Source organism: Halorubellus litoreus (assembly GCF_055378595.1).
Map to the genome: position 1 here is coordinate 2489270 of NZ_AP043836.1, position 21004 is coordinate 2510273.

The 21004-nt window shown below is 68.5% G+C and carries 23 protein-coding genes and 1 tRNA gene; 18 read left to right on the forward strand and 6 right to left on the reverse strand.

What is annotated here, in order from left to right:
- Positions 1-120: 120 nt before the first annotated feature.
- The 4 genes from ACZ48X_RS16610 (at position 121) to hpt (ending at position 2396) form a co-directional block, all read left to right on the forward strand.
- The gene (locus tag ACZ48X_RS16610) at positions 121-699 is read left to right on the forward strand and encodes a DUF7344 domain-containing protein (protein WP_336348644.1); all 579 of its coding nucleotides are present in this window, start codon (positions 121-123) and stop codon (positions 697-699) included.
- 78 nt (positions 700-777) lie between these two features.
- Positions 778-1245 carry a type IV pilin N-terminal domain-containing protein gene (locus ACZ48X_RS16615; RefSeq protein WP_336348643.1) on the forward strand — a complete coding sequence of 156 codons (468 nt, stop codon included), beginning with the start codon at positions 778-780 and terminating at the stop codon, positions 1243-1245.
- Between the two features lie 63 nt (positions 1246-1308).
- On the forward strand, positions 1309-1770 hold the full coding sequence (locus tag ACZ48X_RS16620; protein WP_336348642.1) for a hypothetical protein: 462 nt from the start codon (positions 1309-1311) through the stop codon (positions 1768-1770).
- Between the two features lie 56 nt (positions 1771-1826).
- On the forward strand, positions 1827-2396 hold the full coding sequence (gene hpt, locus ACZ48X_RS16625; protein WP_336348641.1) for a hypoxanthine/guanine phosphoribosyltransferase: 570 nt from the start codon (positions 1827-1829) through the stop codon (positions 2394-2396).
- Positions 2397-2486: 90 nt separating this feature from the next.
- Here hpt and ACZ48X_RS16630 read toward each other — a convergent pair whose 3' ends face one another.
- Entirely contained in the window at positions 2487-3506 is a 1020-nt protein-coding gene (locus tag ACZ48X_RS16630; RefSeq protein ID WP_336348640.1) for an ABC transporter permease, read from the reverse strand.
- Between the two features lie 257 nt (positions 3507-3763).
- On the opposite strand from ACZ48X_RS16630, the gene ACZ48X_RS16635 reads away from it, so the two are divergent.
- The 4 genes from ACZ48X_RS16635 (at position 3764) to ACZ48X_RS16650 (ending at position 8715) form a co-directional block, all read left to right on the forward strand.
- Positions 3764-5398: an ABC transporter permease gene (locus tag ACZ48X_RS16635; RefSeq protein WP_336348639.1), complete on the forward strand. Its 1635-nt coding sequence runs from the start codon at positions 3764-3766 to the stop codon at positions 5396-5398.
- A complete protein-coding gene (locus ACZ48X_RS16640; RefSeq protein ID WP_336348638.1) occupies positions 5398-6471 on the forward strand; it encodes an ABC transporter ATP-binding protein in 1074 nt (357 codons plus the stop codon). The genes ACZ48X_RS16635 and ACZ48X_RS16640 overlap by 1 nt, the downstream gene beginning before the upstream one ends.
- Positions 6464-7987 carry an ABC transporter ATP-binding protein gene (locus tag ACZ48X_RS16645; protein WP_336348637.1) on the forward strand — a complete coding sequence of 508 codons (1524 nt, stop codon included), beginning with the start codon at positions 6464-6466 and terminating at the stop codon, positions 7985-7987. Before ACZ48X_RS16640 ends, ACZ48X_RS16645 begins: the two co-directional genes overlap by 8 nt.
- A 191-nt stretch (positions 7988-8178) precedes the next feature.
- Entirely contained in the window at positions 8179-8715 is a 537-nt protein-coding gene (locus ACZ48X_RS16650) for a fasciclin domain-containing protein (protein ID WP_336348636.1), read from the forward strand.
- A gap of 265 nt (positions 8716-8980) precedes the next feature.
- On the opposite strand, the gene ACZ48X_RS16655 is transcribed toward ACZ48X_RS16650, so the two are convergent.
- From ACZ48X_RS16655 to ACZ48X_RS16665, 3 genes are all read right to left on the reverse strand, one after another.
- Positions 8981-9055 (reverse strand) — tRNA-Met (locus tag ACZ48X_RS16655).
- A 61-nt stretch (positions 9056-9116) separates the two neighbouring features.
- Positions 9117-9650: a GtrA family protein gene (locus tag ACZ48X_RS16660; protein ID WP_336348635.1), complete on the reverse strand. Its 534-nt coding sequence runs from the start codon at positions 9648-9650 to the stop codon at positions 9117-9119.
- Positions 9647-10438 (reverse strand): glycosyltransferase, encoded by a 792-nt coding sequence (locus ACZ48X_RS16665; protein WP_336348634.1) that lies wholly within the window; start codon positions 10436-10438, stop codon positions 9647-9649. Before ACZ48X_RS16665 ends, ACZ48X_RS16660 begins: the two co-directional genes overlap by 4 nt.
- Positions 10439-10597: 159 nt before the next feature.
- On the opposite strand from ACZ48X_RS16665, the gene ACZ48X_RS16670 reads away from it, so the two are divergent.
- Positions 10598-13489 carry a DUF2298 domain-containing protein gene (locus ACZ48X_RS16670; RefSeq protein ID WP_336348633.1) on the forward strand — a complete coding sequence of 964 codons (2892 nt, stop codon included), beginning with the start codon at positions 10598-10600 and terminating at the stop codon, positions 13487-13489.
- A 26-nt stretch (positions 13490-13515) separates the two neighbouring features.
- Here ACZ48X_RS16670 and ACZ48X_RS16675 read toward each other — a convergent pair whose 3' ends face one another.
- Complete coding sequence (locus tag ACZ48X_RS16675) at positions 13516-13785, reverse strand: HAH_0734 family protein (RefSeq protein WP_336348632.1); 270 nt, start codon at positions 13783-13785, stop codon at positions 13516-13518.
- 150 nt (positions 13786-13935) lie between these two features.
- On the opposite strand from ACZ48X_RS16675, the gene ACZ48X_RS16680 reads away from it, so the two are divergent.
- From ACZ48X_RS16680 to ACZ48X_RS16705, 6 genes are all read left to right on the forward strand, one after another.
- Positions 13936-15402: a hypothetical protein gene (locus ACZ48X_RS16680; protein ID WP_336348631.1), complete on the forward strand. Its 1467-nt coding sequence runs from the start codon at positions 13936-13938 to the stop codon at positions 15400-15402.
- Positions 15403-15535: 133 nt separating this feature from the next.
- Complete coding sequence (locus tag ACZ48X_RS16685) at positions 15536-15820, forward strand: 50S ribosomal protein L44e (RefSeq protein ID WP_227131739.1); 285 nt, start codon at positions 15536-15538, stop codon at positions 15818-15820.
- Between the two features lie 4 nt (positions 15821-15824).
- Positions 15825-15998, forward strand: coding sequence for a 30S ribosomal protein S27e (locus ACZ48X_RS16690; RefSeq protein ID WP_227131738.1), 174 nt, complete (start codon positions 15825-15827; stop codon positions 15996-15998).
- Positions 15995-16795 (forward strand): translation initiation factor IF-2 subunit alpha, encoded by an 801-nt coding sequence (locus ACZ48X_RS16695; RefSeq protein ID WP_336348630.1) that lies wholly within the window; start codon positions 15995-15997, stop codon positions 16793-16795. Before ACZ48X_RS16690 ends, ACZ48X_RS16695 begins: the two co-directional genes overlap by 4 nt.
- Positions 16796-16978, forward strand: coding sequence for an RNA-protein complex protein Nop10 (locus ACZ48X_RS16700; protein ID WP_336348629.1), 183 nt, complete (start codon positions 16796-16798; stop codon positions 16976-16978).
- A gap of 5 nt (positions 16979-16983) precedes the next feature.
- Positions 16984-17742, forward strand: coding sequence for a proteasome assembly chaperone family protein (locus ACZ48X_RS16705; RefSeq protein WP_336348628.1), 759 nt, complete (start codon positions 16984-16986; stop codon positions 17740-17742).
- 79 nt (positions 17743-17821) lie between these two features.
- On the opposite strand, the gene ACZ48X_RS16710 is transcribed toward ACZ48X_RS16705, so the two are convergent.
- Positions 17822-18241 carry a hypothetical protein gene (locus ACZ48X_RS16710; protein ID WP_336348627.1) on the reverse strand — a complete coding sequence of 140 codons (420 nt, stop codon included), beginning with the start codon at positions 18239-18241 and terminating at the stop codon, positions 17822-17824.
- A gap of 192 nt (positions 18242-18433) precedes the next feature.
- On the opposite strand from ACZ48X_RS16710, the gene ACZ48X_RS16715 reads away from it, so the two are divergent.
- The 3 genes from ACZ48X_RS16715 to ACZ48X_RS16725 all read left to right on the forward strand — a co-directional run bounded on the left by ACZ48X_RS16715 (position 18434) and on the right by ACZ48X_RS16725 (position 20973).
- Positions 18434-19090: a J domain-containing protein gene (locus ACZ48X_RS16715; RefSeq protein WP_464379821.1), complete on the forward strand. Its 657-nt coding sequence runs from the start codon at positions 18434-18436 to the stop codon at positions 19088-19090.
- Between the two features lie 145 nt (positions 19091-19235).
- The gene (artA, locus tag ACZ48X_RS16720; RefSeq protein ID WP_336348625.1) at positions 19236-20180 is read left to right on the forward strand and encodes an archaeosortase A; all 945 of its coding nucleotides are present in this window, start codon (positions 19236-19238) and stop codon (positions 20178-20180) included.
- A 34-nt stretch (positions 20181-20214) separates the two neighbouring features.
- Complete coding sequence (locus ACZ48X_RS16725) at positions 20215-20973, forward strand: metallophosphoesterase (RefSeq protein WP_336348624.1); 759 nt, start codon at positions 20215-20217, stop codon at positions 20971-20973.
- Positions 20974-21004 lie beyond the last annotated feature (31 nt).

The following is a 21004-nucleotide window of genomic DNA, read 5'->3' on the forward strand; positions in this document are numbered from 1 at the left end:
GCCGCGGGGTGTCGCGGTGCCGGCGGGGATTGCCACAGAATAGTTATGGTCGTCGGCGCGTGACGTTGGGGCAAGCATGACTGGTGGTCAGGTGGTCCCTGTACCGACGGAGGGCGAATCGTGGGCGTGCTAGCGTCCTCGGCGCGGTCCTCGAAAGACCTCTCCAAGGGCGAGATATTCGACGTACTTCGAAACCAACGCCGGCGGTTCGTGCTCCAGTACCTGAAGCGACGAGACGAACCCGTCGAGCTCGGTGAACTCGCGACGCAGGTCGCCGCGTGGGAGTACGACACGACGTGCGAGGACGTCTCGGCGGAACAACGCAAGCGCGTGTACACGACGCTCCAGCAGACGCACCTGCCGCGACTCTCGGAGGTGAACATCGTGCACTACGACGCCGACGAGGGCGTCATCGAGGCGACCGACCGCGCGAACGACCTCGCGATCTACCTCGAGATCGTGCCCGGGCACGAACTCCCGTGGCGCGAGCTCTACCTCTCGATGGGGGCGGTCGCGTGCGCGCTCTGCGTCGCCATCTGGGCGGAGGTCCCGTACTCGGACGTCCTCGACGGGCTCGGGTGGGCGTTCCTCATCTCGATCGCGTTCACGCTCACGGCCGCGGTGCACGTCTACCACGAGCGGAACATGCGCCTCGCGGACCTGGATTCGCCGCCCGAGATCGACCTCGACGACGCCTGAACGGGCTCGCTCGACGGGCCGGTACGCTCGTCGCTCCGGCCGGACGTTTTAACCAAGTCCACGGCTAACCGTGGGTCGATGACCGACATCCGCGGGTTGCTGACCGACGACGACGCCGTCTCGCCGGTCATCGGCGTCATCCTGATGGTCGCCGTGACCGTCGTCCTCTCCGCGGCCATCGGCGCGTTCGTCCTCGACATCGGGAACGCCGTCACCGAACAGCAACCGAATGCCGTCATCGAGTTCGAGTTCGACATCGCGAGCGGCGGCGGGACCGATGACGCAGTTATTCTCCGGCACAACGGCGGTGACGAGCTGGCGACGAGCACGCTCCGCGTGACCGTCGACGGCGCCATCGCGTGGGAGGACGGGTCGTCGGTGGGCGGTTTCACGACCGGTGCGGGCACCGACTGGAACGACGGGGTCACGAGCGGCGACGAACTCCGTATCGAGGAGGACACCGCGAACATCAAGGAGTCGTCGTCGGTCCAGCTCGTCTGGCAGGAGGGCCAGCGGTCGTCCATCATCGCGAGCACCGACTCCTGACGGGAGTGCGCGTGTCGACTGCCGGAAGCTTCTCGTAGCCACCGCCCGAGATGTCATCAGTACATGGTGACGGGTCGAGCCGGTGGGACGAACGCACTGCACGCGACGTTGATGGCGGCGCTCGTCGTCGCGACTGCGTTCGTCGCCGGCGTCGTCGTCTTCGACCTGGAATCGGCCGTGCTGCCGACGGAGCCGCGGCCGGAGGCGTCGTTCACGTTCGCGCACGACCCGTCGACGGATACGCTCGTCGTCACGCACTACGGCGGCGACAACCTGGACGCGGACCGCGTCCGCCTCGTGAACCAGGGGTTCGAGCCGGTCGGGAACTTCTCGAGCGGCCGGACGGTCTCCGCGGGCGAGTCAGCGACGCTCGACGGCGTCGACGCCGACGACAGCGTCTACGTCCTCTGGGTGACCGACGACGACGAGTTCCTCGTGCTCGCGTCCTGGAACGCGGATGCAGCGACCGCGAGCGCGGCAGGCACGGACGCCGGGAACGGGCCCGCGACGACGGTCGAGGATTGACGCCGATATCGGCGCGTCGACCGCCAGCTTTTTGCTTCGCATGGAGTAGTTCCGGCATGGACCGACTGCAGGAGTCCCTGCTCGAGTGCCCGATCATCGAGAAAGACGGCTATCACTACTTCGTCCACCCGATCTCGGACGGCGTCCCCCAGCTCGACCCGGGGCTGCTGCGCGAGATCGTCATCCGCATCATCCGGAAGGCGGAACTCGACGACGTCGACAAGATCGTCACACCGGCCGCGATGGGTATCCACATCTCCACGGCCGTGTCGCTCATGACGGACATCCCGCTGACCGTCATCCGGAAGCGCGAGTACGGGCTCGACGGCGAGACCGCGCTCCACCAGACGACGGGATACTCGGAGAACGAGATGTACATCAACGACGTCCGCGAGGGCGACCGCGTGCTCGTCCTCGACGACGTCCTCTCCACGGGCGGGACGCTCGCGGCCGTACTGGGCGCGCTCGACGACATCGGCGCGGACGTCGTCGACACCGTCGCCGTCATCAAGAAGGTCGGCGGCGACAACGAGGTCGCGGACGCGGGCTACGACGTGAAGACGCTCGTGAACGTCGACGTCGTCGACGGCGAGGTCGTCATCGTCGACGCCGACGGCGACGACTGACCGGACTCCGGTAGCATCCGACGGCCGCCAGGCCGTCGGTTCGGTGTATCGTCTTGATTGGAAGGGAGAAGAGCGATGTCCGCGGTCGACCTACTCCGCGTCGCTCCCGACTCTGGGGTCGAGGACGGTGTACGCCATGTCCTGGAGGAAGTTCCCGAACACGCCGACGAGCGCGATGACCATCGTCATCCCGAGGATGAGCGGGAGGTCGCGGGCGGTGATGGCGTTCATGCTCACCTGCGCGAACCCGGGGATGGCGAACGCGAACTCGATGACGAAGATGTTCAGGACGAGGACGCTGAGCATGTCCGTGAAGAACAGCGCGACGAGCGGGATGGCGGCGTTCCGGAGGATGTGGACCGCGATCCGGATCGGGCCCGCGCCTTTCGCTTTCGCGATCTTCACGAAGTCCGCGTCGACGTACTCGAGGCTCTCGGCGCGCGCGTACCGGAGCTGGCCGGCGAGAAGCACGGTCGTGAGCGTGACGACGGGCAGCGAGTAGTACTTCACGAGGTCGCCTTTCAGGAGTGGCACGTCCGGGAGTAACGGAAGCGAGAGGGTGCCGCCCCAGATGTCGAAGCCGGGGGCGATGTAGAGGTACGGGACCCAGTTCATCTGCGTGATGGCGACCACGAACAGTATCTGGGCGAGCCAGAAGTTCGGCGTGCCGAGACTGAAGTACGCGGTCGCGGTCGCGAACTTGTCGCTCAGCGAGTGCTGGTTCAGCGCCGAGTAGAGGCCGACGGTGACGCCGATGACGAGCGACAGGAGCATCGACGGGACGAGATAGAGGAGCGTGAACGGGAGGCTGCTGCCGAGCACGCCGAGCACGGACTGACCGGTGCTGTAGGAGAGCCCCCAGTCGAGCGTCGCGACGTTCATCATCCACTTCGCGTACCGCTGGAGGAACGGGTCGTTCAGGTTCCTGGCTTCGCGGTACGCCTGCACGGCTTCCTTCGGGTCGCCGCCGGTGTTCGACGCCTCGTACGCGACGGCGCCGACGTTCGGGTCCTCGGTGAGGGTGACGAACGCGAACGCGACGGTGACGATGAGGAACATCGACAGGACGGCGAACGCCCCGCGTCGCGCCACCTTCAGCTGGAAGCTCACGGTTCGGCCTCCCCGACGAGGGTCTGGTGTCGGGATCGCCGGCGACGGCAGCGAGTGTCGGTCATCGAACCACACTCTCCGAGGCTCGGTATTAAAACCGGGTGTGTATCACGGCGGAATCCCGGAGAACCGCACGACGTGACCGGTATCGATACTAAAGCCGGCGTTTGACACTATGTCATCTTTTTAGATGTGGGGGTGAATCGTTGGGTCGATGCTGCAACGTTCGGCCACGCCCTGCGATGAGGTGAGCGTCGATGGCGACCGGTGACCGTCGGGAACTCGCGGCGTTCGAGCGCGTGGACTGGGAGCGCGTCGAGGAACCCGACGACGTCAGCGTTCGCCGGGGTGCGTTCGCGACGGTCCTCGCTGCGATCCTCGGCGTGTTCGCGTACGCGAACGTCGCCGAGTCGGGGGCGCGCGTGCCGACCGTGGACGTCCTCGCTGGCACGGTCCGATGGGTCGAGCCGTCGTCGCTCGACTTCGCGTACCTCGTCCTCGCGGTCTGCTTCCTGTTCGCGTTCGCACTCCCCGTCGTGGAGAACTGGCGTCGCGTCGCCGTCCGCACGAAGGTCTTCGCGGCGCTGTCGACGGTGCTCGCGGTCGCGTTCGCGTACGACTACTACTATCTCGCGCCGGACCCGACGTTCGATAGCGTCGAGATACCCTACTACGGGTACCTCTACTGGGACGTCTACGGGGTCGAGTGGGTGTTCGTGTTCTCGCTGCTCGTGTTCGCGTGCTTCGTGCTCGGCCGCCTGTTCGACGACCTCGACCGGACGCGACTGTACCTTCGACGACTGAAGGACCACCCGACGGGCGCGGTCGCACTCGCGTACGTCACGTTCTTCGTGCTCGGGGGTGCGTTCGGGAATGCAGTCGTCGGGATGCCGACGACGTTCAAGGAGGTCGACGGCAGCTACGAGACGTTCTCCCATCAGCCACCCGCGCCCGTCTCGACGCCGTTCGGGACGACGGACCTGTTCACGCTCCTGCTCGCGGCCGCCATCGCGTTCGGCGTCGTGCTCGCGCTCTACAATCGCGTCGAGCGCGTCCGCGAGCCACTCGCGCTCGCCGCGACCGTCGTCGGCGTCGGCCTGGTGACGCTGTTCGCGGTCCGGTTCACGATGTACGAGTTCCTCGAGTTCGGCCCCGCGATCGGCGTTTCCTCGCCGTCGAACTGCGCCGGACAGGTGGTGGACTCCGGGTGTCTCGGCACGTGGGAGCACCCGCTCGGGACGAACTACGTCGGGAAGAGCGTGCTCGCGGTCCTGTTCGTCGGGTTCCGCGTGAGCCTGGAGGTCGCGCTCCTCACGTCGATGATCATGCTCCCGATCGCGACGCTCGTCGGGACGTTCGCCGGCTACACCGGCGGACTCGTCGACGACACCATCACGGGCTACATCGACATCCAGCAGACCATCCCCGCGTTCGTCGCGTACATCGTCCTGAGTTACGTGTTCGGCCGGAGCCTCTTCCTGCTCATCCTCGTGTTCGGCCTGCTCTCCTGGGGCGGTGCAGCCCGCCTCGTTCGCTCGGAGGTCGTCCAGCGTCGCGAAGCCGAGTTCGTCACCGCCGCGCGCTCCGCGGGCGCGGACGACCGCCGCATCATGCGCAAGCACATCCTCCCGAACGTCTCGAACACCGTCCTCACGTCGGTGACGCGCCGCATCCCGATGCTCATCCTCGCCGAAGCCGCCATCGCGTACCTGAGTCTGAACGACATCATGGTCATCTCGCTCGGCGAGAGCATCGCGAACGGCCTGAACAACTTCCCGAACGCGTGGTGGGTGTCGAGCGAACTGACGCTCGCACTCGCACTCGTCGTGCTCGCGTTCAGTCTGCTCGGCGACGCCCTCCGCGACGTCCTCGACCCTCGAGGTGATGCCTGATGCAAGATGATCCACTCCTGTCCGTCCGAGACCTGAGCGTTCGATTCCACACCGAAGCCGGGACCGTGCACGCCGCGAGCGACGTGTCGTTCGACGTCGACCGCGGCGAGACGGTCTGCATCGTCGGCGAGTCCGGCAGCGGGAAGACCGTGACGAGCGAAGCCATCACGCGCCTCGTCCCGCAGCCCCCGGGCGAGATAGACGCCGAGAGCGTCGACTTCGAAGGCGAGGACCTCCTGACGCTCCCCGAGAAGCGACTCCGGACGCTCCGGGGCGGCAGCATCGGGCACGTCTTCCAGAACCCACAGAGCACGCTCAATCCCGTCTACACGGTCGGCCGACAGGTCGTGGAAGCCGTGCGACTGCATCGCGACGTCTCGAAGGCCGAGGCGCGCGAGATAGCGGTCGACCTGCTCGACCGCGTCGGCATCCCGAAGGCCGGCGAGCGGTTCGACGACTACCCCCACGAGTTCTCGGGCGGGCAGACCCAGCGCGTCGTCATCGCGATCGCCATCGCGGGCGAACCCGACCTCCTCATCGCGGACGAGCCGACGACCGCGCTCGACGTCACCATCCAGGCCCAGATTCTCAGGCTCCTCCGCGACATCCAGGACGAGTTCGGGATGGGCATCCTCCTCATCACGCACGACCTCGGCGTCGTCGCGGAGGTCGCCGACCGCGTCGTCGTGATGTACGCCGGGAAGGTCATGGAGCAAGGGAGCGTCTTCGACGTCTTCGAGAACCCGTCGCATCCGTACACGAAGGCGCTCCTCGAGTGTCTGCCCGGTCGTCGGAACGCCGCGGAGGGCATCGGCGGGACGCTCCCGGACCCGACCGACCCACCGGATGGCTGTCGGTTCGCGCCACGATGCCCGCACGCGGTCGACGCCTGCCGCGAGGGCGACCAGCCACCGGCGGTGAACGTCGACGGCGCCGACGACCACGTCGCGTCCTGCGTGTACTACCAGGCCGGGTACGACGCGACCGTCGTACAGAACGCCGGGGTCGCGGTCGCGACCGACGACGCCGACGACGACACGGCGCGGACCGACGGAGGTGAGCGAGATGACTGACGAACCCGCTCGCGACGACCGCGACGACCGCGACGACGAGCCCGCGACCGACGATGAGTATGCGACGGCCGATGGCGTCGCTCGCCGCCCCGCCGACCGTGGCGCCGACGGCGAACCGCTCGTCACCGTCGACGGCCTCAAGAAGCACTACCCAATCACGAAGGGCCTGCTGCGTCGCCAGGTGGGGACGGTGAAGGCCGTCGACGGCGTCGACTTCACCCTGCACCGCGGGGAGACGCTCGGGCTCGTCGGCGAGTCCGGCTGCGGGAAGTCCACGGCGGCGACGTCGCTCCTGCGACTGGAGGACCCGACCGCCGGCGAGATACGGTACCACGGGAAGCTCCCGGCGGACGACGACTCGCGGTCGCTGCTGGACCGCGTCCGCGACGGCTTCCGCGGGGACGACGAGGCCGACCGCGACCCGCGAGACGTCGCGGGGTTCTCCGACGCGCAACTGAAGCGCTTCCGCCGGCAGGCACAGATGGTGTTCCAGGACCCGACGAGCAGCTTCGACCCGCGGATGACCGTCGGCGAGAGCGTCGCCGAACCCCTCGAGATACACGGCCTCACCGACCCCGAGCGACAGGACGAGATCGTCTCCGACCTCCTGGAGCGCGTCGGTCTGGAGGCCGCGGACGCCGACCGCTACCCCCACGAGTTCTCGGGCGGCCAGAAGCAACGCATCGCGCTCGCTCGCGCGCTCGTCGTCAATCCGGAGCTCGTCGTCGCCGACGAGCCCGTGAGCGCGCTCGACGTCTCCATCCAGGCGGAGATCCTCAGCCTCATCAACGACCTCCAAGAGCGCTTCGGGCTGTCGATGCTGTTCATCAGTCACGACCTCGGCGTCGTCAAGGAGGTCTGCGACCGCGTCGCCGTGATGTACCTCGGAGAGATAGTCGAGGTCGCACCGACCGAGGAGCTGTTCGCGGACCCGCAGCATCCGTACACGCAAGCACTGCTGTCCTCGATTCCGAACCCGGACCCGCGCCAGCGCGGCCTCGGCGTGGAACTCACGGGCGACGTCCCGAGCCCGGAGAACCCCCCGAGCGGGTGCCGGTTCCACACGCGCTGCCCGAAGGTCATCCAGCCCGACGCGTACGACTTCGACCAGTCAGCGTGGCGGCGCGTCCTCGACCTCCGGCACGACGTCGAGGGCGGGGAGTTCGACGGCGACGCCGCGATGGACCTCGCCCGCACGCACGCCGACGTCGAGGACGCGAGCGACCTCCGGTCGGACGCCGTCGACGACGCCGTCCGCGCGGAGTACGACCTCCCGGACGCGCTCGGCGACGACGACGCCGAGCGCGTGCTCGCCGACGCTATCGACGCCCTCGCGAACGGGAACGCGGACGCTGCCGCGTCCGTACTCGGGGACGCGTTCACGACGCCGTGCGAGCAGGACGCGCCGAAAACGCGCGCCGTCGACGACGACCACGACGTCGCCTGCCACCTCCTCGACGACCACGCCGTCGCCGACGACCGCGCCACCATCGCGAACGAAGCGTCCGGCGACTGACCACCCCGCCAACCACCGCGACACCATCGTATCAGTAATTATGGCATAGTTACCGCTTCGCAACGATTGCCCTCAAGTGGCAAAAACGCACTGAGAAGGCCTCTAAGCGATACTTTGGCAACAAAGCAACCCAACCAGTTCGGGCTAGTGTCTAATCTCTTATCGGTGGTCCATACGGACGAGGTATCACAATGACACCCATCGACCGCCGAACGGTCCTCAAGACGCTCACAACCGGAACCCTCCTCGCCACCGGCGCCGGCACCGTCGCCGCCCGCCCCGGCAAGGGCAACCGCCAGGGCGCAAGCGCCGAGCAGACCATCACCGAGATCGCCGCGGGCGACCCCGCCACGTTCAGCACGCTCGTCGCGGCACTCCAGGAGACGGGTCTCGGCACCGCCCTCGACAGCGACGACGGCCAGTACACCGTGTTCGCGCCGACCAACGCAGCGTTCGAGGCCCTCCTCGACGCACTCGGCGCCACCCCCGCCCAACTCCTCGCGAGAGACGACCTCGCGACCATCCTCAAGTACCACGTCACCAAAGGCCGCCGGTACGCACCCTCCATCGTCAACCCAGCCCCCGTCAAGATGCTCGCCGGCGGCAACGTCACCACCGACGGCACCACCCTCAACGGCGGCGGCCTCGGCGGCGCAGAGATCGTCGCCACCGACATCGAAGCCAAGAACGGCGTCGTCCACGTCATCGACGGCGTCCTCCTCCCCTGAGACCGACCGATTAGAACCACCGACCACCCACCCCGCTCGCCAACAACACCACCGGAGCAACCGCTCCGAACGACTAGACATTCGGAGTTCGAAGAAACGATCGAGAACGAAAGTCGCGCGAATGCGGGAGGTAGATTCGAACCACGGTCGCACGGTCGCTCGCTTCGTTCGCGCCTCGTGCTCCCTGGTTCGAACCTCCCCGCTGCTATGTTCGACACTCACGACACTCGTCGCTACGCTCCTCGTGTTGTTCGCGTCAGAAGCATAGCGGGAGGTAGATTTGAACTACCGATCTGCGGGTTATGAGCCCGCCGGAATCTCCTGGCTATCCCATCCCGCTACCATCACGTACCGCGCTCCGCTAGTTAAGGGTTGTGATTGCAACGCCGTATGGCAATTAGTCACTCGTGGACGCGCCAGGTGAAGAGGCTCTCGGCGACGTAGTTCACGAGCAGGCCGGCGGCGATGCCGGCGCCGTTCGCGAACACGAGCCAGAGGTCGAACCCGAGGACGGGGATGGAGACGTCGACGTAGGTGTCGAGGCCGGTGACGACGCCGGTTGCGACGAGGACGCCGCCGACGCGGACGAGGTTCGATTTCAGGAGGCGGCGCGGCCACCGGTCTGGGTCGCCCTCGTCGGCGAACGTCCAGCGTTCGTTCACTGCGAACATCAGGAGGATCGCTGCTTCGGCGGACGTGAGCTTCGCGAGCCACGTCGCGACCCCGAACGGGCCGGTGAGGACGAGCAGGAGCGTCGTGTCGAGTACCGCGCCGACCGCACCGACGGACGCGAACTCCGCGAAGCGGACGCCGGAGACGAGCGCGCGGAACCGACCGAGGACGCCCGCGTTCGACGTGGAACGTGTCGCGGCGCCGGTCGTTCCACCGTCGCTCGCGGACGCATCGGTCGTCCGAGTGTCCTCGTCGCCCGTCACGGTTCCTCGACGTCGCCGTGGGGTCGGTCGACGAGCGCGCTCCGGCCGGACCGGCGGTCGGCTATCGCTGCGTGCACGCTACTGCCGCCGAGTTCCTTCATGCGGTGTCGGCTCCGCAGCAGGCAGCGGCCGAGTTCGTACGCGGTCGACACCGGCGACACCGTCGACTCGGGTTGGTCCTCCCACGTCACTGGAATCTCGCGGATGGGCAGCGAGTGTGCGGCGGCGACCGCGAGCAGTTCGACGTCCCACGCGAACCCCGGTTCGTAGAGGTGCGGGCGCACCGTCCGCCAGCCGTCGACCGTGATGGCTTTCGCGCCGCACTGGAAGTCGTAGAGGTCGATGCCGAGGAGCGAGCGGGCGAGGAACGCGAACCCGTCGCCGAGGTATCGGCGCGCGAACGTCTGGTGGCTTCGAACGTCGGCGTCCGGGTGGCGACGCGACCCGACGGCGAGCGTGACGTCGTCGTTGCTGACGGCGTCGACGACGTCCGCGATGGAGTGCGCCGGCGTCGCTCCGTCCGCGTCGGCGAACGCGAGCACGTCCACGTGGTCGACGAGCGCCTCGAACCCGGCCGTGATGGCGGCGCCCTTCCCGCGGCGTGCGTCCACCGCGTTGACGGTCGCGTCCACGTCCTCGAGACCGGCGAGCGTCGCGTCGTCGGGCGCGTCCAGCTCGATACGGACGACGTCCGGGTCGAGCGCGTCGTGGAGGGCGTCGACGTACGCGGCGAGCGTGTCGACCGCGGGGTCGTACGCTGGCAGGACGACGCCGAGGGACTGCGACATCTACCCTACGTCGGTCCCCGCGTGGTGTAAAATCGTTCGCTTCGCGACAGAGTTCGGTCGACGACCGATGGCCGAAGTTCGAACCGGCGAACGCTCGGCGCGTGGTCGGTATCGCGAGCAGAAAGGGTTTAGCCACCGCGCTCGCCTACGTGGTGATAGATGGAGTACACGCTGGTCCTCGTCTGGCTGGCGGTCCTCGCCGCCCTGGCCGCCGCCGCCACGCCGTTCGCGACGCTGCTCCTCTCGCCGCTCCCGGACCGCGGGAGCGGGCTCGGGCTCCCGGTCGCGATCGCCGTCCTCGGCGTCGCGAGCTACTGGGTCGGCCAGGTCGCGTTCGGGTGGCCCGGTATCGTCGTCGCCCTCCTCGTCGTCCTCGCCGGCTCCGCGTACGCGCTCTCCCGCGGACACGTCCCCGAGCGCGGCCCGGCCGTGGAGGCGTTCGTCGTGTTCGTCGTCGGGTTCGCGCTCGTCGTCGCCGTCCGCGCGGCGGACGCGGCCGCGGACCCGTACGCGGGCGAGAAGATGCTGGACTTCGGGTTGCTCGCGACGCTCTACCGGGCGCCGGCGCTCCCGCCGGAGGACATGTGGTTCGCGGGCGACCGCCTCCAGTACTACTACGGCGGGCACATGATCGCCGCACAGCTCGGGCGACTCACGGGAACTGCGCCCGCGTACGCGTACAACCTCGCGCTGGCGGCGTACTACGGGCTCACGGTCGCCGCGGCGTACGGGCTCGGGCGGTCGGTCGCTTTGGCGCGCGGTATCTCACCGCGGCGCGCGGGCGTCCTCGGCGCGTTCCTCGTCGGCGTCGCGAGCAACCTGTCGACGCCCGCACGCGGCCTCATCCTCCTCGTTCAGCACCTCCAGCAACCCATCACGTTCAGCGGTCCCGTGGACGTCCTCCTGGCGCCGCTACGCGTGCTCTTCCTCGTCGTCCCGAACGACACCGTGCAGGTGGTCACGCCCGAGAGCGGCGGCCGGTTCGTCGAGATCTTCGGCTACCAGTTCTCGGGCCTGGCGGTGTCCGCTGACGCGTTCGGGTACTGGGCGGCGAGCCGCGTCATCCCGTGGACGATAAACGAGTTCCCGTTGTTCGCGTACCTGAACGGCGACCTGCACGCGCACATGATGAGTCCGCCGCTCCTGCTCGTCGCGGCGGCGTTCGCGTTCGCGTACTGGCAGGCGCCCGCCGACGCGGTCTGGCGGAAGCGCGCGTACCTGTTCGCGGCCGCCCCCGCACTCGGCGGGTTGCTCGCGGTCGTGAACACGTGGAGTTTCCCGTCGGTCGCGGGCATCGTCGCGCTCACCACGGCGTTCGCGGCGACCCATCCCGCGTCCGTGCTTCCGGCACCAGTTGCGGACCGCGTGCGAGCGGTCGCGGACGCGTCCCGCGTCCACGAGGAGGTGTCTCGTCTCGTGGTCGCCGTGGTGCTCGCGGGCGTCGTCGGCGCGCTCTCGGTCGCGTTCGCGCTCCCGTTCTTCTCGGGGGCGACGAGCGGCCAGTACCCCGCGCTCCTCCCGGACCGGTCGTCGCTCGTCGGCCTCGTGCTCGTGCACGGCGCGTTCCTCCTCGTGACGGTCGCGTACTTCCTCGACCGGTCCCGGGTCGACCGCGACGCCCTCGAGACGGGACTGCTCGTCGCGATCTTGGCGACGCTCGCGGTCGCGAACCTCGTCGTCGGCTGGGTGGGCGCGAACCTCGTCGTCGTCGCCATCGCGGGCGTCCTCGGCGCGTTCGCGCTCGAGACGTCGTTCCGCGACCGCGCGTTCGTCGCGCTCGGCGTGCTCGCGCTCGCCGCGTTCGCGGCGTACCACGGGTCGATGGTCGCGTTCGTCGCCGCCGGCGGCGCGGCGCTGTTCGCGCTCGCAGCGGCCCTGCTCGACGACGACCGCCCCGAACGACGCGCCGCCGTCGGTCTTGCCGTCGCGGTCGCGACCCTCGCCGGCGTCGCGTGGGTGCTCGACGCGACCGTGCTCGTCGCCGTCGTCCCCGTCCTCCTCGTCGGGATGGTGCTCCTCCGGCTCCGTCGGGACGTCGGGTTCGAGGTCGTGCTCGTGCTCGGCGCGACCGGACTCGTGACGCTCGTCGAGTTCGTGTACGTCGCCGAACGCGCCGGCCCCGGTCGCCTGAACACCGTGTTCAAGCTCTACTGGCAGGTGTGGGTGATGTGGGGCGTCGCCGGTGGCGTGATGCTCGCGGACGTCGCGTCGCGAGCGTGGCCGCGCTGGCTCGTCAGCCCGACGCTCGCGCGAGCGCCGACGGCGAGCGCGCGCTCGGCGAGCGCGGACGGTGGCATCGACGCCGACGGTGACCCGGAGACGGACGGCGGCCGTGCCGGCGGTGGCGTCGACTGGGGGCGCGTGCTGCGCGTCGGGTCGACGGTCGGCGCGGTCGTCCTGCTCGTCTCGCTGTCGCTGTACGGCGGGTTCGCGCTCGTCGGGCACTTCGAGGCGAACCCGAGCCAGCACTGGGTGTGTTCGCGCAGCGGCGAGACCGGGCAAGGAGAGTGGACGCTCGACGCGAAGGACTGGAGCGAGGAGTGCTATCCGAACCAGGCGGCCGCTATCGAGTGGCTGAACGACCGCGAGGGTCGGCCGGTCGTGGTGGAGGCGCCGACGACCGGACGGTACCTCTACGGGTCGAACGATCCCGCGTCGGGGCTCGTCAGCGGCGTCTCCAGCCATACCGGACTCCCGACCATCGCGGGGTGGGCGCACGCTGCAAACTACCACACGCAAGCGGAGTGGGACGCGCGCGTCGCCGCCGTCGAGACGCTCTACGAGACCGGCGACGCGAGCGAGCGCGCGACCGTCCTCCGCGAGTACGACGTCGCGTACGTCTACGTCGGGCCGAACGAGCGCTCGCGGTACGACGTCGCGGACCTCGCCGCCGACCCCGGCATCGAGCGCGTGCAGCGCTGGGGCGACGTCGTCGTGTACGCCGTCGACCGGGGCGCGCTCGTCGACGACGAGACGGCGTCCGACGCGGACGCGTCCACGAACGCGTCCGTCGCGGTTACTCGACCCGTGGTCGCGTCGCTACTCGGGTAGTACGGCGAGACGGGGAGGAGTCGACGTCAGACGTTGAGTTTGTTCTTCTCGGAGAGCACTTCGACCGCTTCGGCCTCGACGCGGTCGACCTCCAGGTGGTGCGGGATGTAGTCGCGTGTCTGGAACGTCTCGAGCTCGTCCTCGGTGCCGACGGTACACCAGAGCTGGACGCGCTCGGGGCCGTGCCAGTCGCCCTGTCGGTTCACGTTGAAGACGTGTATCGACTCCTCGTCGTCGTAGGCGATGGTCGCGTCCTTCCGAACGCCGGGGTCCCCGTCGATGATGAGTCGCTTCATGGCTCGCGCTTCGGATACGCGGCCATTAAGCGTGTCGAACCGCTGCGGGGCACGCCCGCTACGCATCGACGGACCAGACTAAGCTTCCAAAATTATAGGCGTGAAATTAATGGTGGTTCGGGTGTGATAGGAACGTAGAGAGGGGCGTCAATGGCAACCACAGGCAGTCTCAGTAACACGACGACGACGCAGACGGACGGGGTCCGCGTCGACAAGGGTATCGAGCCGGGCGACAACCACATGCGAGTGCACTATCGCATCACGAGCACGCGCGACGACGACGCCGCCATCCGCGTCGAGGAGTCGCTCGCCGCGTCGTTCCCGCTGGACGCGCTCGACCTCGACGCCGGCGGAGGCGGCGACTGGTTGCTCGACGGCGACCGCGCTCGCGTCGCGCTCGTCGATATCGTCGCCGCGGGCGAGGAGGTGACGACCGGGTACGTCGTGCGCTGCGACGACCCGAAGACGGTCGAGTCCGTCATCGACGCGCCCGAGATAGACATGGTCGACCCCGTCGGCCGCGACGAACCGACCGACGAGCCGACCGACGGGGCAAGCGCGGGAGCGTCCCAGGCAGCGGTCGCGAGCGCGGTCGACGCCACCGCGGTCGCGGACGCCATCGACCCGGGCGCTGTCGCGGCCGCACTCGACCCAGAGGCTGTCGTCGAGGCGATGGACGAACGAGCGATCGCGGCCGCGCTCGACCCGGACGCGGTCGTCGCGGCGATGGACGAACGAACGATCGCGGACGCGCTCCCGGACGGCGCGCTCGTGGACGCCCTCGTCGCGGACGTCGAAGCCGACGCCCTCTCCGACGACCAGACGGCGGCGCTCCAGGAGGCGTTCGGGCCCGCGTTCGCCCGGAGCGACGACCTCCGGCTCGCCCAGCTCCGCGCGCGACTCGAGGACTTCGCGGCGTACGCCGACGGCCTCGAAGCCATCATCGACGAACACGGGACGGCGACCGAACTCGTCGACGGCCTCCGTCGAGACGTCGACGCCGCCAGCGACGACGTGGACGCGCTCGAAGCCACGCTCGACGACGCCAGCGGCGGCCACGCCGACGTCGGCGCGCGCCTCGAATCGGTCGAGGACCGCATGGGCACGCTCGCCGGCCGCCTCGACACCGTCGTCGAACGCCTCGACACCGTCGACACGCACCTGTCGCGAGCGGACGAACGCACCGAACGGCTCGACGCGCGCATCGCGAGCGTCGACGGCCGCGTCGACACCGTCGACGACGACCTCGCGACCGTCAGGACGACCGTCGAGACGCTCGAACGCACGTGCGAGGAGTCGATGACGGAGGTCGCCGCGTTCGCCAGCGACCTGTCCGACGACATCGACAAGATCGACCGGTGGCGCGAACAGGTCGGCGAAGCGTTCGTCGGAACCGGCTCGGAGGCGCGCACCCCCGATAGCATCTTCCGGGCCGACGACGCCGAGAGCGATACCCCCAACGGCGCCAACGCGACCGACGCCAACGACACCACCGACGTCGGCGCCGACGCCACTGACCCCGATACCGACGACTCGAACGCCGTAACGGACGCCAGCCAGGACGCCACCGCCGAAGCAGACGGTGGGCGCACCATCGACATCGACGACGGGAACTGACCGTCAGCGACCGCGACGCCGACACACCCCGCCGAGAACGCGTCATCCAGCGGATTCCACGCAGACCCGCGTTCGCCGTGAACCGTACCGGTTTTAAGCGCCCGCGAACAAACCCACGTCAAGGTAGATATCCATGAAGATGCCACGCCGGTTCAACACGTACTGTCCGCACTGCAACGAGCACCACGAGCACGAAGTGGAGAAGGTCCGTGGCGGTCGCCCCACAGGCATGACGAAGGTCCAGGGCCGACAGCGCAAGCGCGCGATCTCCTCGATCGGTAACTCCGGGAAGTTCTCGAAGGTGCCGTCCGGCGAGAAGCCGACGAAGAAGACCGACCTCAAGTACCGCTGCAGCGACTGCGGGAAGGCCCACCTCCGCGAAGGATGGCGTACGGGCCGCCTCGAGTTCCAGGAGTAAATCTATGGCAGGAAGTTTCATCACCGTCACGTGTCCGGATTGTGAGAGCGAACAGACCGTCTTCGAGAAGGCCTCGAGCGAGGTCGCTTGCGCCGTCTGTGGGCACACGCTCGCCCACCCGACCGGCGGCAAAGCCGACCTCGAGGGCGAGGTCACGGGCGTCGTAGAGGCACGATGAAGTACAGCGGGTGGCCCGAGAACGGCGAGCTCGTCGTCGGCAAGATCGACGAGATCGAGGACTTCGGCGTCTTCGTCGACCTCGAGGAGTACGAGGACAAGCGCGGGCTCATCCACATCAGCGAGGTCGCGAGCGGTTGGATCAAGAACGTCCGCGACCACGTGAACGTCGGTCAGACCGTCGTCTGCAAGGTCCTCGACGTGGACGAGTCCTCACAGCAGATCGACCTGTCGCTGAAGGACGTCAACGACCACCAGCGGTCGGACAAGATCCAGGACTGGAAGAACGAGCGGAAGGCGGACAACTGGATGCTGCTCGCGTTCGGCGAGGACGTGAGCGACGAGCAGTACGCGAGCGTGGCGAACGAACTCCTCGGCCAGTTCGGGAGTCTGTACGACGGCTTCGAGGAGGCGGCGATCCACGGCGAGAGCGCGCTCGAGAAGACCGACCTCGACGACGACGAGATCACGTCGCTCGTGGAGACGGCGCGCGAGAACGTCTCCGTGCCGTACGTGAACGTCACGGGCTACGTCGACCTGGAGTCGCCGAACCCGGACGGCGTGGACGACGTGAAGGAGGCGATGCAGGCGGGCGAGGGCGACGACGAGGTCCCCGACGAGGTCGACCTGTCGGTGACGTACGTCGGCGCGCCCGAGTACCGCATCAAGGTGCAGGCGCCGAACTACAAGACCGCCGAATCCGAACTGGAGGCGAGTGCGGCGCGCGCTCGCGAGGCGATCGAGGCGGTCGGTGGCGAGGGCGACTATCACCGCGAGCGCCACACCGACGACGAGTAGATGCACTCGGACATCCGCGTCTGTTCGGCGTGGACGTCCGCGCACGACCGACCGGTGTACACGTTCGCCGAGACGTGCCCGGAGTGCGGCGCGGACGCGGTGAACTCGGCGCCGGCGCCGTTCTCGCCCGAGGACCGCTGGGGCGAGTACCGACGCAAACTTAAGCGACGCGCCCGCGAGTAGCGCGTATGGATGCACTCGACATCGAGGTGGTCGCGGACGTCGAACTCGACGACCCGGTGTTCCTCGAAGGACTGCCTGGTGTTGGGCACGTTGGGAAACTCGCTGCCGAGCACCTGCTGGAGGAGTTGGAGTCGACGCTCGTGCGTCGCGTGTACTCGAACGACCTGCCGCCGCAGGTGGACGTCGGCGACGACGGCGTGGCGGAGTTGACGCACGCGGAGTTCCACGCGGTCGAGACCGACGGTCGCGACCTCCTGATTCTGACGGGCGACCATCAGGCCCAGAGTAACGAGGGCCATTATCGGATGGCGGACGCGTTCCTCGACATCGCCGCTGAGTTCGGGTGCGAGTCGGCGTACGCGCTCGGTGGGGTGCCGACGGGCGAGCTCATCGAGGAGTACGACGTGCTCGGTGCGGCGTCGAGCGAGGCGCGCGTCGAGGCCCTGGAGGACGTCGGCGTGGAGTTCCGGGAGGACGAACCCGCGGGTGGTATCGTCGGCGTGTCCGGGCTCGTGCTCGGGCTCGGTGGCCGCCGCGGGATGGACGCGGCGTGCCTGATGGGCGAGACGTCCGGGTATCTCGTCGACCCGAAGAGCGCGCGTGCGGTTCTGGAGGTGCTCGTCGAGCTGTTCGAGATCGAGATCGAGTACGAGTCCCTGGAGGAGCGCGCGGACGAGATGGAGGACGTCATCGAGAAGATCCAGCAGATGGAGCAACAGCAGTCGCCGCAGGTCACTGACGACGACCTCCGGTACATCGGGTAGGGCTGGCCGTTCACGACCGGGTTTTCTGTCGAGCGTGGCGCTGGTAGCGCCAGCGGTGGTCGTCGCCGTCGCCGTCGATTCAGCTGGGGTTGAACGTCTCGGCGGTGATGGTGTCGTCGGCGAGCGTGATGCGGACGCTCTCGCGGTCGGTGTACGTGGTGCGACCGGTGCCGAGGTCGGGCGTGCTGGCGACGACCTCGTAGGTGTCGCCCGTCGGGAGGACGCCAGGGCCTTCCTGTCGGCCGCCGGCGGGGACGTCGTACGTGAAGTCGACGACGAAGCGCGAGCTCGTGCCCGTGGTCTCGGTGCGTGGCTCGCTGGTGGTGCCGTCGGTCGCGCGGCGGACGACGACGGTGACGGTGTGCGTGGTGTCGGTCTCGTTCTCGACGACGAGGAGGTGTGGTGTCTCGGTGAGCGTCTGGCAGCCGGCGAGTGCGGTGGTGCCGGCGAGCGCGCTGGCGCCGGCGGTGCGGAGGAGGTGGCGTCTCGGGACCTTCATGTCGTGTTCGTTGACGTGCGTGGGGTCAAAAATCGTGGGATGTGGCGCTGACGGTGTCGCGTGGACGGTGGCGTGCGGGTGTGGTCGTCCGAGGGGTGTCGTGGGGTTGACGCGTGTCGGCGTGGCACATTTGTGCGCGCGTCCCCTATCGTCAGCCGAACAGTCGTGTACGGGGTCGAACTCTTCGAGTGGGTGACGGGTCTGCCGCCGTGGGTGGTGGCTGGCGCGTCGCTCGCGGGTGCGTTCACGGTCGTCGCAGCGTGCACGTTCGCGGTCGCGGAGTGGTTGTTCGACGACGCCGGACGCGCGGATCACGGGTCTGGGGCGTCGGTCTCGAGCGAGGGGCGTCGCCGCGTCGAGATCCGAGAGTACCTCGACGCTATCGAGGAGTCGTTCCTGGAGGACCACGAGCTCGAGGGCGAGTCGGTCGCGTTCTATCTGCCCGAGCGCGACGTCGCGGTGACGTTCGACGCGAAGGCGTACTTCCGACTGCAGGCGACGGGGACGGCGACGGTGCTGTGCGAGCACGAGATGCACGGGCATCACCTCGGTGGCCGGTTGCCGTTCGACGTCCCGGTCGTGGAGTGGTACGACGAGGACGCCGACCCGGAAGCCGTCGTCCGGGAGGCGTTCGACGCGCTCGGGTTGTCGCCGTCGGCGGACGTGGACGCGGTTCGGTCGGCGTACCGCGACCGCGTGAAGGAGGCGCACCCGGACCACGGTGGGACCGAGGACGCGTTCACGCGCGTCCGAGAGGCGTACGCGACCGCGAAGGCGCACGCCGACCCGGACGTCGAAGCCGACGTCGACGGGGAGAGGACGCCGACGACGCGGTCGCGCGCCCGGTAGGTCGACGACGGCGGACTGCGCGCTCGGTAGGCCAGCGACGGCCGACTGCATGCTGTGGCGGTCGCGAGCGCGTTCGAAACGCGGTCGTGAGCACCCTCGACACGAGGGCAACAGGTCTATATGCCGACGCGACCTCGATTCGTGTATGTCGATTCCGCTGTCCGTCGAGTCCGTCAGCGTCGGTGGTGTCACCGTCGGCTCTGACCTCCTCGGGTGGCTCGTCCTCGCCGCGTTCCTCGTCGGTGCCGTCCTCGACGTGGCTCGACGCCGTGGCGTCGCCCGGTACGCGTACGCCGGTGCGTGGGCGTTGTTCGCGGCGTTCTGGGGCGTCGTCGCGCCGCACTTCCTGTTCACGAAAGCGTCGGCGATCGAGGGCGTGCTCGCCATCGTCGCCGTGCCGGCGTGCCTCTACACGGGCTATCTCCTGTGGAACGGCCGCGAGGGACTGTACACGCTGTCGCGAGCGGTGCTCCTGATGGGCGTCATCTACTATCCGACGCAGGCGATACCTGCGGTCCGGGAGTTCCTCATCGAGCTCGTCGCCGACCAGACGTACTGGGGCATCCAGTTGCTCGGGTACAATCCCGAGTACACGACCGGTCCCGAGTTCGGCTACCACAACATGTTCGTGTTCAGTGAGTTCGCGACGTACATCGTGTACGCCTGCACGGGCATCGGCTCGATCGCGATCTTCGCGGGTCTCATCGCCGCGGTCGAGGCGCCGATTCGGCGGAAACTGAAGTCGTTCGCGCTCGCCGTCGGCATCATCTGGGTGCTGAACTGGGTTCGGAACGTGTTCGTCGCCATCGCTGCTGGGAAGGGCTGGTTCCTCCAGGACCCCGTCGTGGACCTGGCGGCGCTGGCGGGCGTGGAGGCGACGCACGCGTCGTTCTGGTTCGCGCACAACGTCCTCTCGCAGACCGGGTCGGTGTTCGCGCTCGTCGGCATCACGTGGATCGTCGTCCGGGAGCTCCCGGAGATGCTGGGCGTCCTCGAGGAGGTCCTGTTCGTCGCGACCGGGAGCGAGTACGACCTGGAGAGCGCGCTCGACGTCGAGGACCCGGCGGTGCGCGCCGACGGCGGGGAATGACCGTCGCGGTCGCGCCGGGTGCGTTCGCCGGTCGATGACCGCGAGCGAGTCGTCCGCGTCGACCGGCCGCGACGACGTCGCGTTCCGTGACCGTGCCGTGTTCTTCTCGCGGAGCGACGTGCTCGTGCTCGCGGACCTCCACGTCGGGCGAGCGGACGCGAGCGACGTCGACTTCCCGGTCGGGGAGCGAGCGCACCTCCGGGACCGTCTCGTCGCGCTCCTCGACGCGTTCGCGCCCGAGACCGTGGTGTTCGCGGGCGACGTCCTCCATCGCTTCGAGTACGTTCCCGCGGTCGTCCGGGAGACGCTCGACGAACTCGTCGACGTCGTCGCCGCTGCGGGCGCGGACCTCGTCGCGACCCCGGGGAATCACGACCCGCAACTCCCCGGCGTTCTCGATGCGCCCACGCCGGCGTGCTTCCGGTTCGACGACGTCGTCGTCTGTCACGGCCACGAACCACCCGGCGAGGCCGCCGGATCCGATGCCGGGGACGCGTCCACGACCGACGCCTCGCTCTTCGTCGTCGGACACGACCATCCGACGATCGACATCGAAGGGCAGCGTCGTCCGACGTACCTCTACGGGCCGGGGACGTACCGCGGGAGCGACGTCCTGATGCTCCCCAGTTTCACGGAACTCGCCGCAGGCGTCGAGGTGAACGGGATGTGGACCGACGACTTCTCGTCGCCACTCGTCACGAACGCGAACGCGTTGCGGCCGGTCGTCTACGACGCCGACACCGACGAGGCGCTGTGGTTCCCGCCGCTCCGAGCGCTCCGCGCGTACCTCTGAGAAGCCGATATCGGACGCTCGGGCGGCCCAG

Coding starts and splice junctions, on each gene's coding strand:
- ACZ48X_RS16615 (WP_336348643.1), top strand. CDS start 778: ATGACCGACATCCGCGGGTTGCTGACCGACGACGACGCCGTCTCGCCG.
- ACZ48X_RS16620 (WP_336348642.1), top strand. CDS start 1,309: ATGGTGACGGGTCGAGCCGGTGGGACGAACGCACTGCACGCGACGTTG.
- hpt (WP_336348641.1), top strand. CDS start 1,827: ATGGACCGACTGCAGGAGTCCCTGCTCGAGTGCCCGATCATCGAGAAA.
- ACZ48X_RS16635 (WP_336348639.1), top strand. CDS start 3,764: ATGGCGACCGGTGACCGTCGGGAACTCGCGGCGTTCGAGCGCGTGGAC.
- ACZ48X_RS16640 (WP_336348638.1), top strand. CDS start 5,398: ATGCAAGATGATCCACTCCTGTCCGTCCGAGACCTGAGCGTTCGATTC.
- ACZ48X_RS16645 (WP_336348637.1), top strand. CDS start 6,464: ATGACTGACGAACCCGCTCGCGACGACCGCGACGACCGCGACGACGAG.
- ACZ48X_RS16650 (WP_336348636.1), top strand. CDS start 8,179: ATGACACCCATCGACCGCCGAACGGTCCTCAAGACGCTCACAACCGGA.
- ACZ48X_RS16665 (WP_336348634.1), bottom strand. CDS start 10,438: ATGTCGCAGTCCCTCGGCGTCGTCCTGCCAGCGTACGACCCCGCGGTC.
- ACZ48X_RS16670 (WP_336348633.1), top strand. CDS start 10,598: ATGGAGTACACGCTGGTCCTCGTCTGGCTGGCGGTCCTCGCCGCCCTG.
- ACZ48X_RS16675 (WP_336348632.1), bottom strand. CDS start 13,785: ATGAAGCGACTCATCATCGACGGGGACCCCGGCGTTCGGAAGGACGCG.
- ACZ48X_RS16680 (WP_336348631.1), top strand. CDS start 13,936: ATGGCAACCACAGGCAGTCTCAGTAACACGACGACGACGCAGACGGAC.
- ACZ48X_RS16685 (WP_227131739.1), top strand. CDS start 15,536: ATGAAGATGCCACGCCGGTTCAACACGTACTGTCCGCACTGCAACGAG.
- ACZ48X_RS16690 (WP_227131738.1), top strand. CDS start 15,825: ATGGCAGGAAGTTTCATCACCGTCACGTGTCCGGATTGTGAGAGCGAA.
- ACZ48X_RS16695 (WP_336348630.1), top strand. CDS start 15,995: ATGAAGTACAGCGGGTGGCCCGAGAACGGCGAGCTCGTCGTCGGCAAG.
- ACZ48X_RS16700 (WP_336348629.1), top strand. CDS start 16,796: ATGCACTCGGACATCCGCGTCTGTTCGGCGTGGACGTCCGCGCACGAC.
- ACZ48X_RS16705 (WP_336348628.1), top strand. CDS start 16,984: ATGGATGCACTCGACATCGAGGTGGTCGCGGACGTCGAACTCGACGAC.
- ACZ48X_RS16710 (WP_336348627.1), bottom strand. CDS start 18,241: ATGAAGGTCCCGAGACGCCACCTCCTCCGCACCGCCGGCGCCAGCGCG.
- artA (WP_336348625.1), top strand. CDS start 19,236: ATGTCGATTCCGCTGTCCGTCGAGTCCGTCAGCGTCGGTGGTGTCACC.
- ACZ48X_RS16725 (WP_336348624.1), top strand. CDS start 20,215: ATGACCGCGAGCGAGTCGTCCGCGTCGACCGGCCGCGACGACGTCGCG.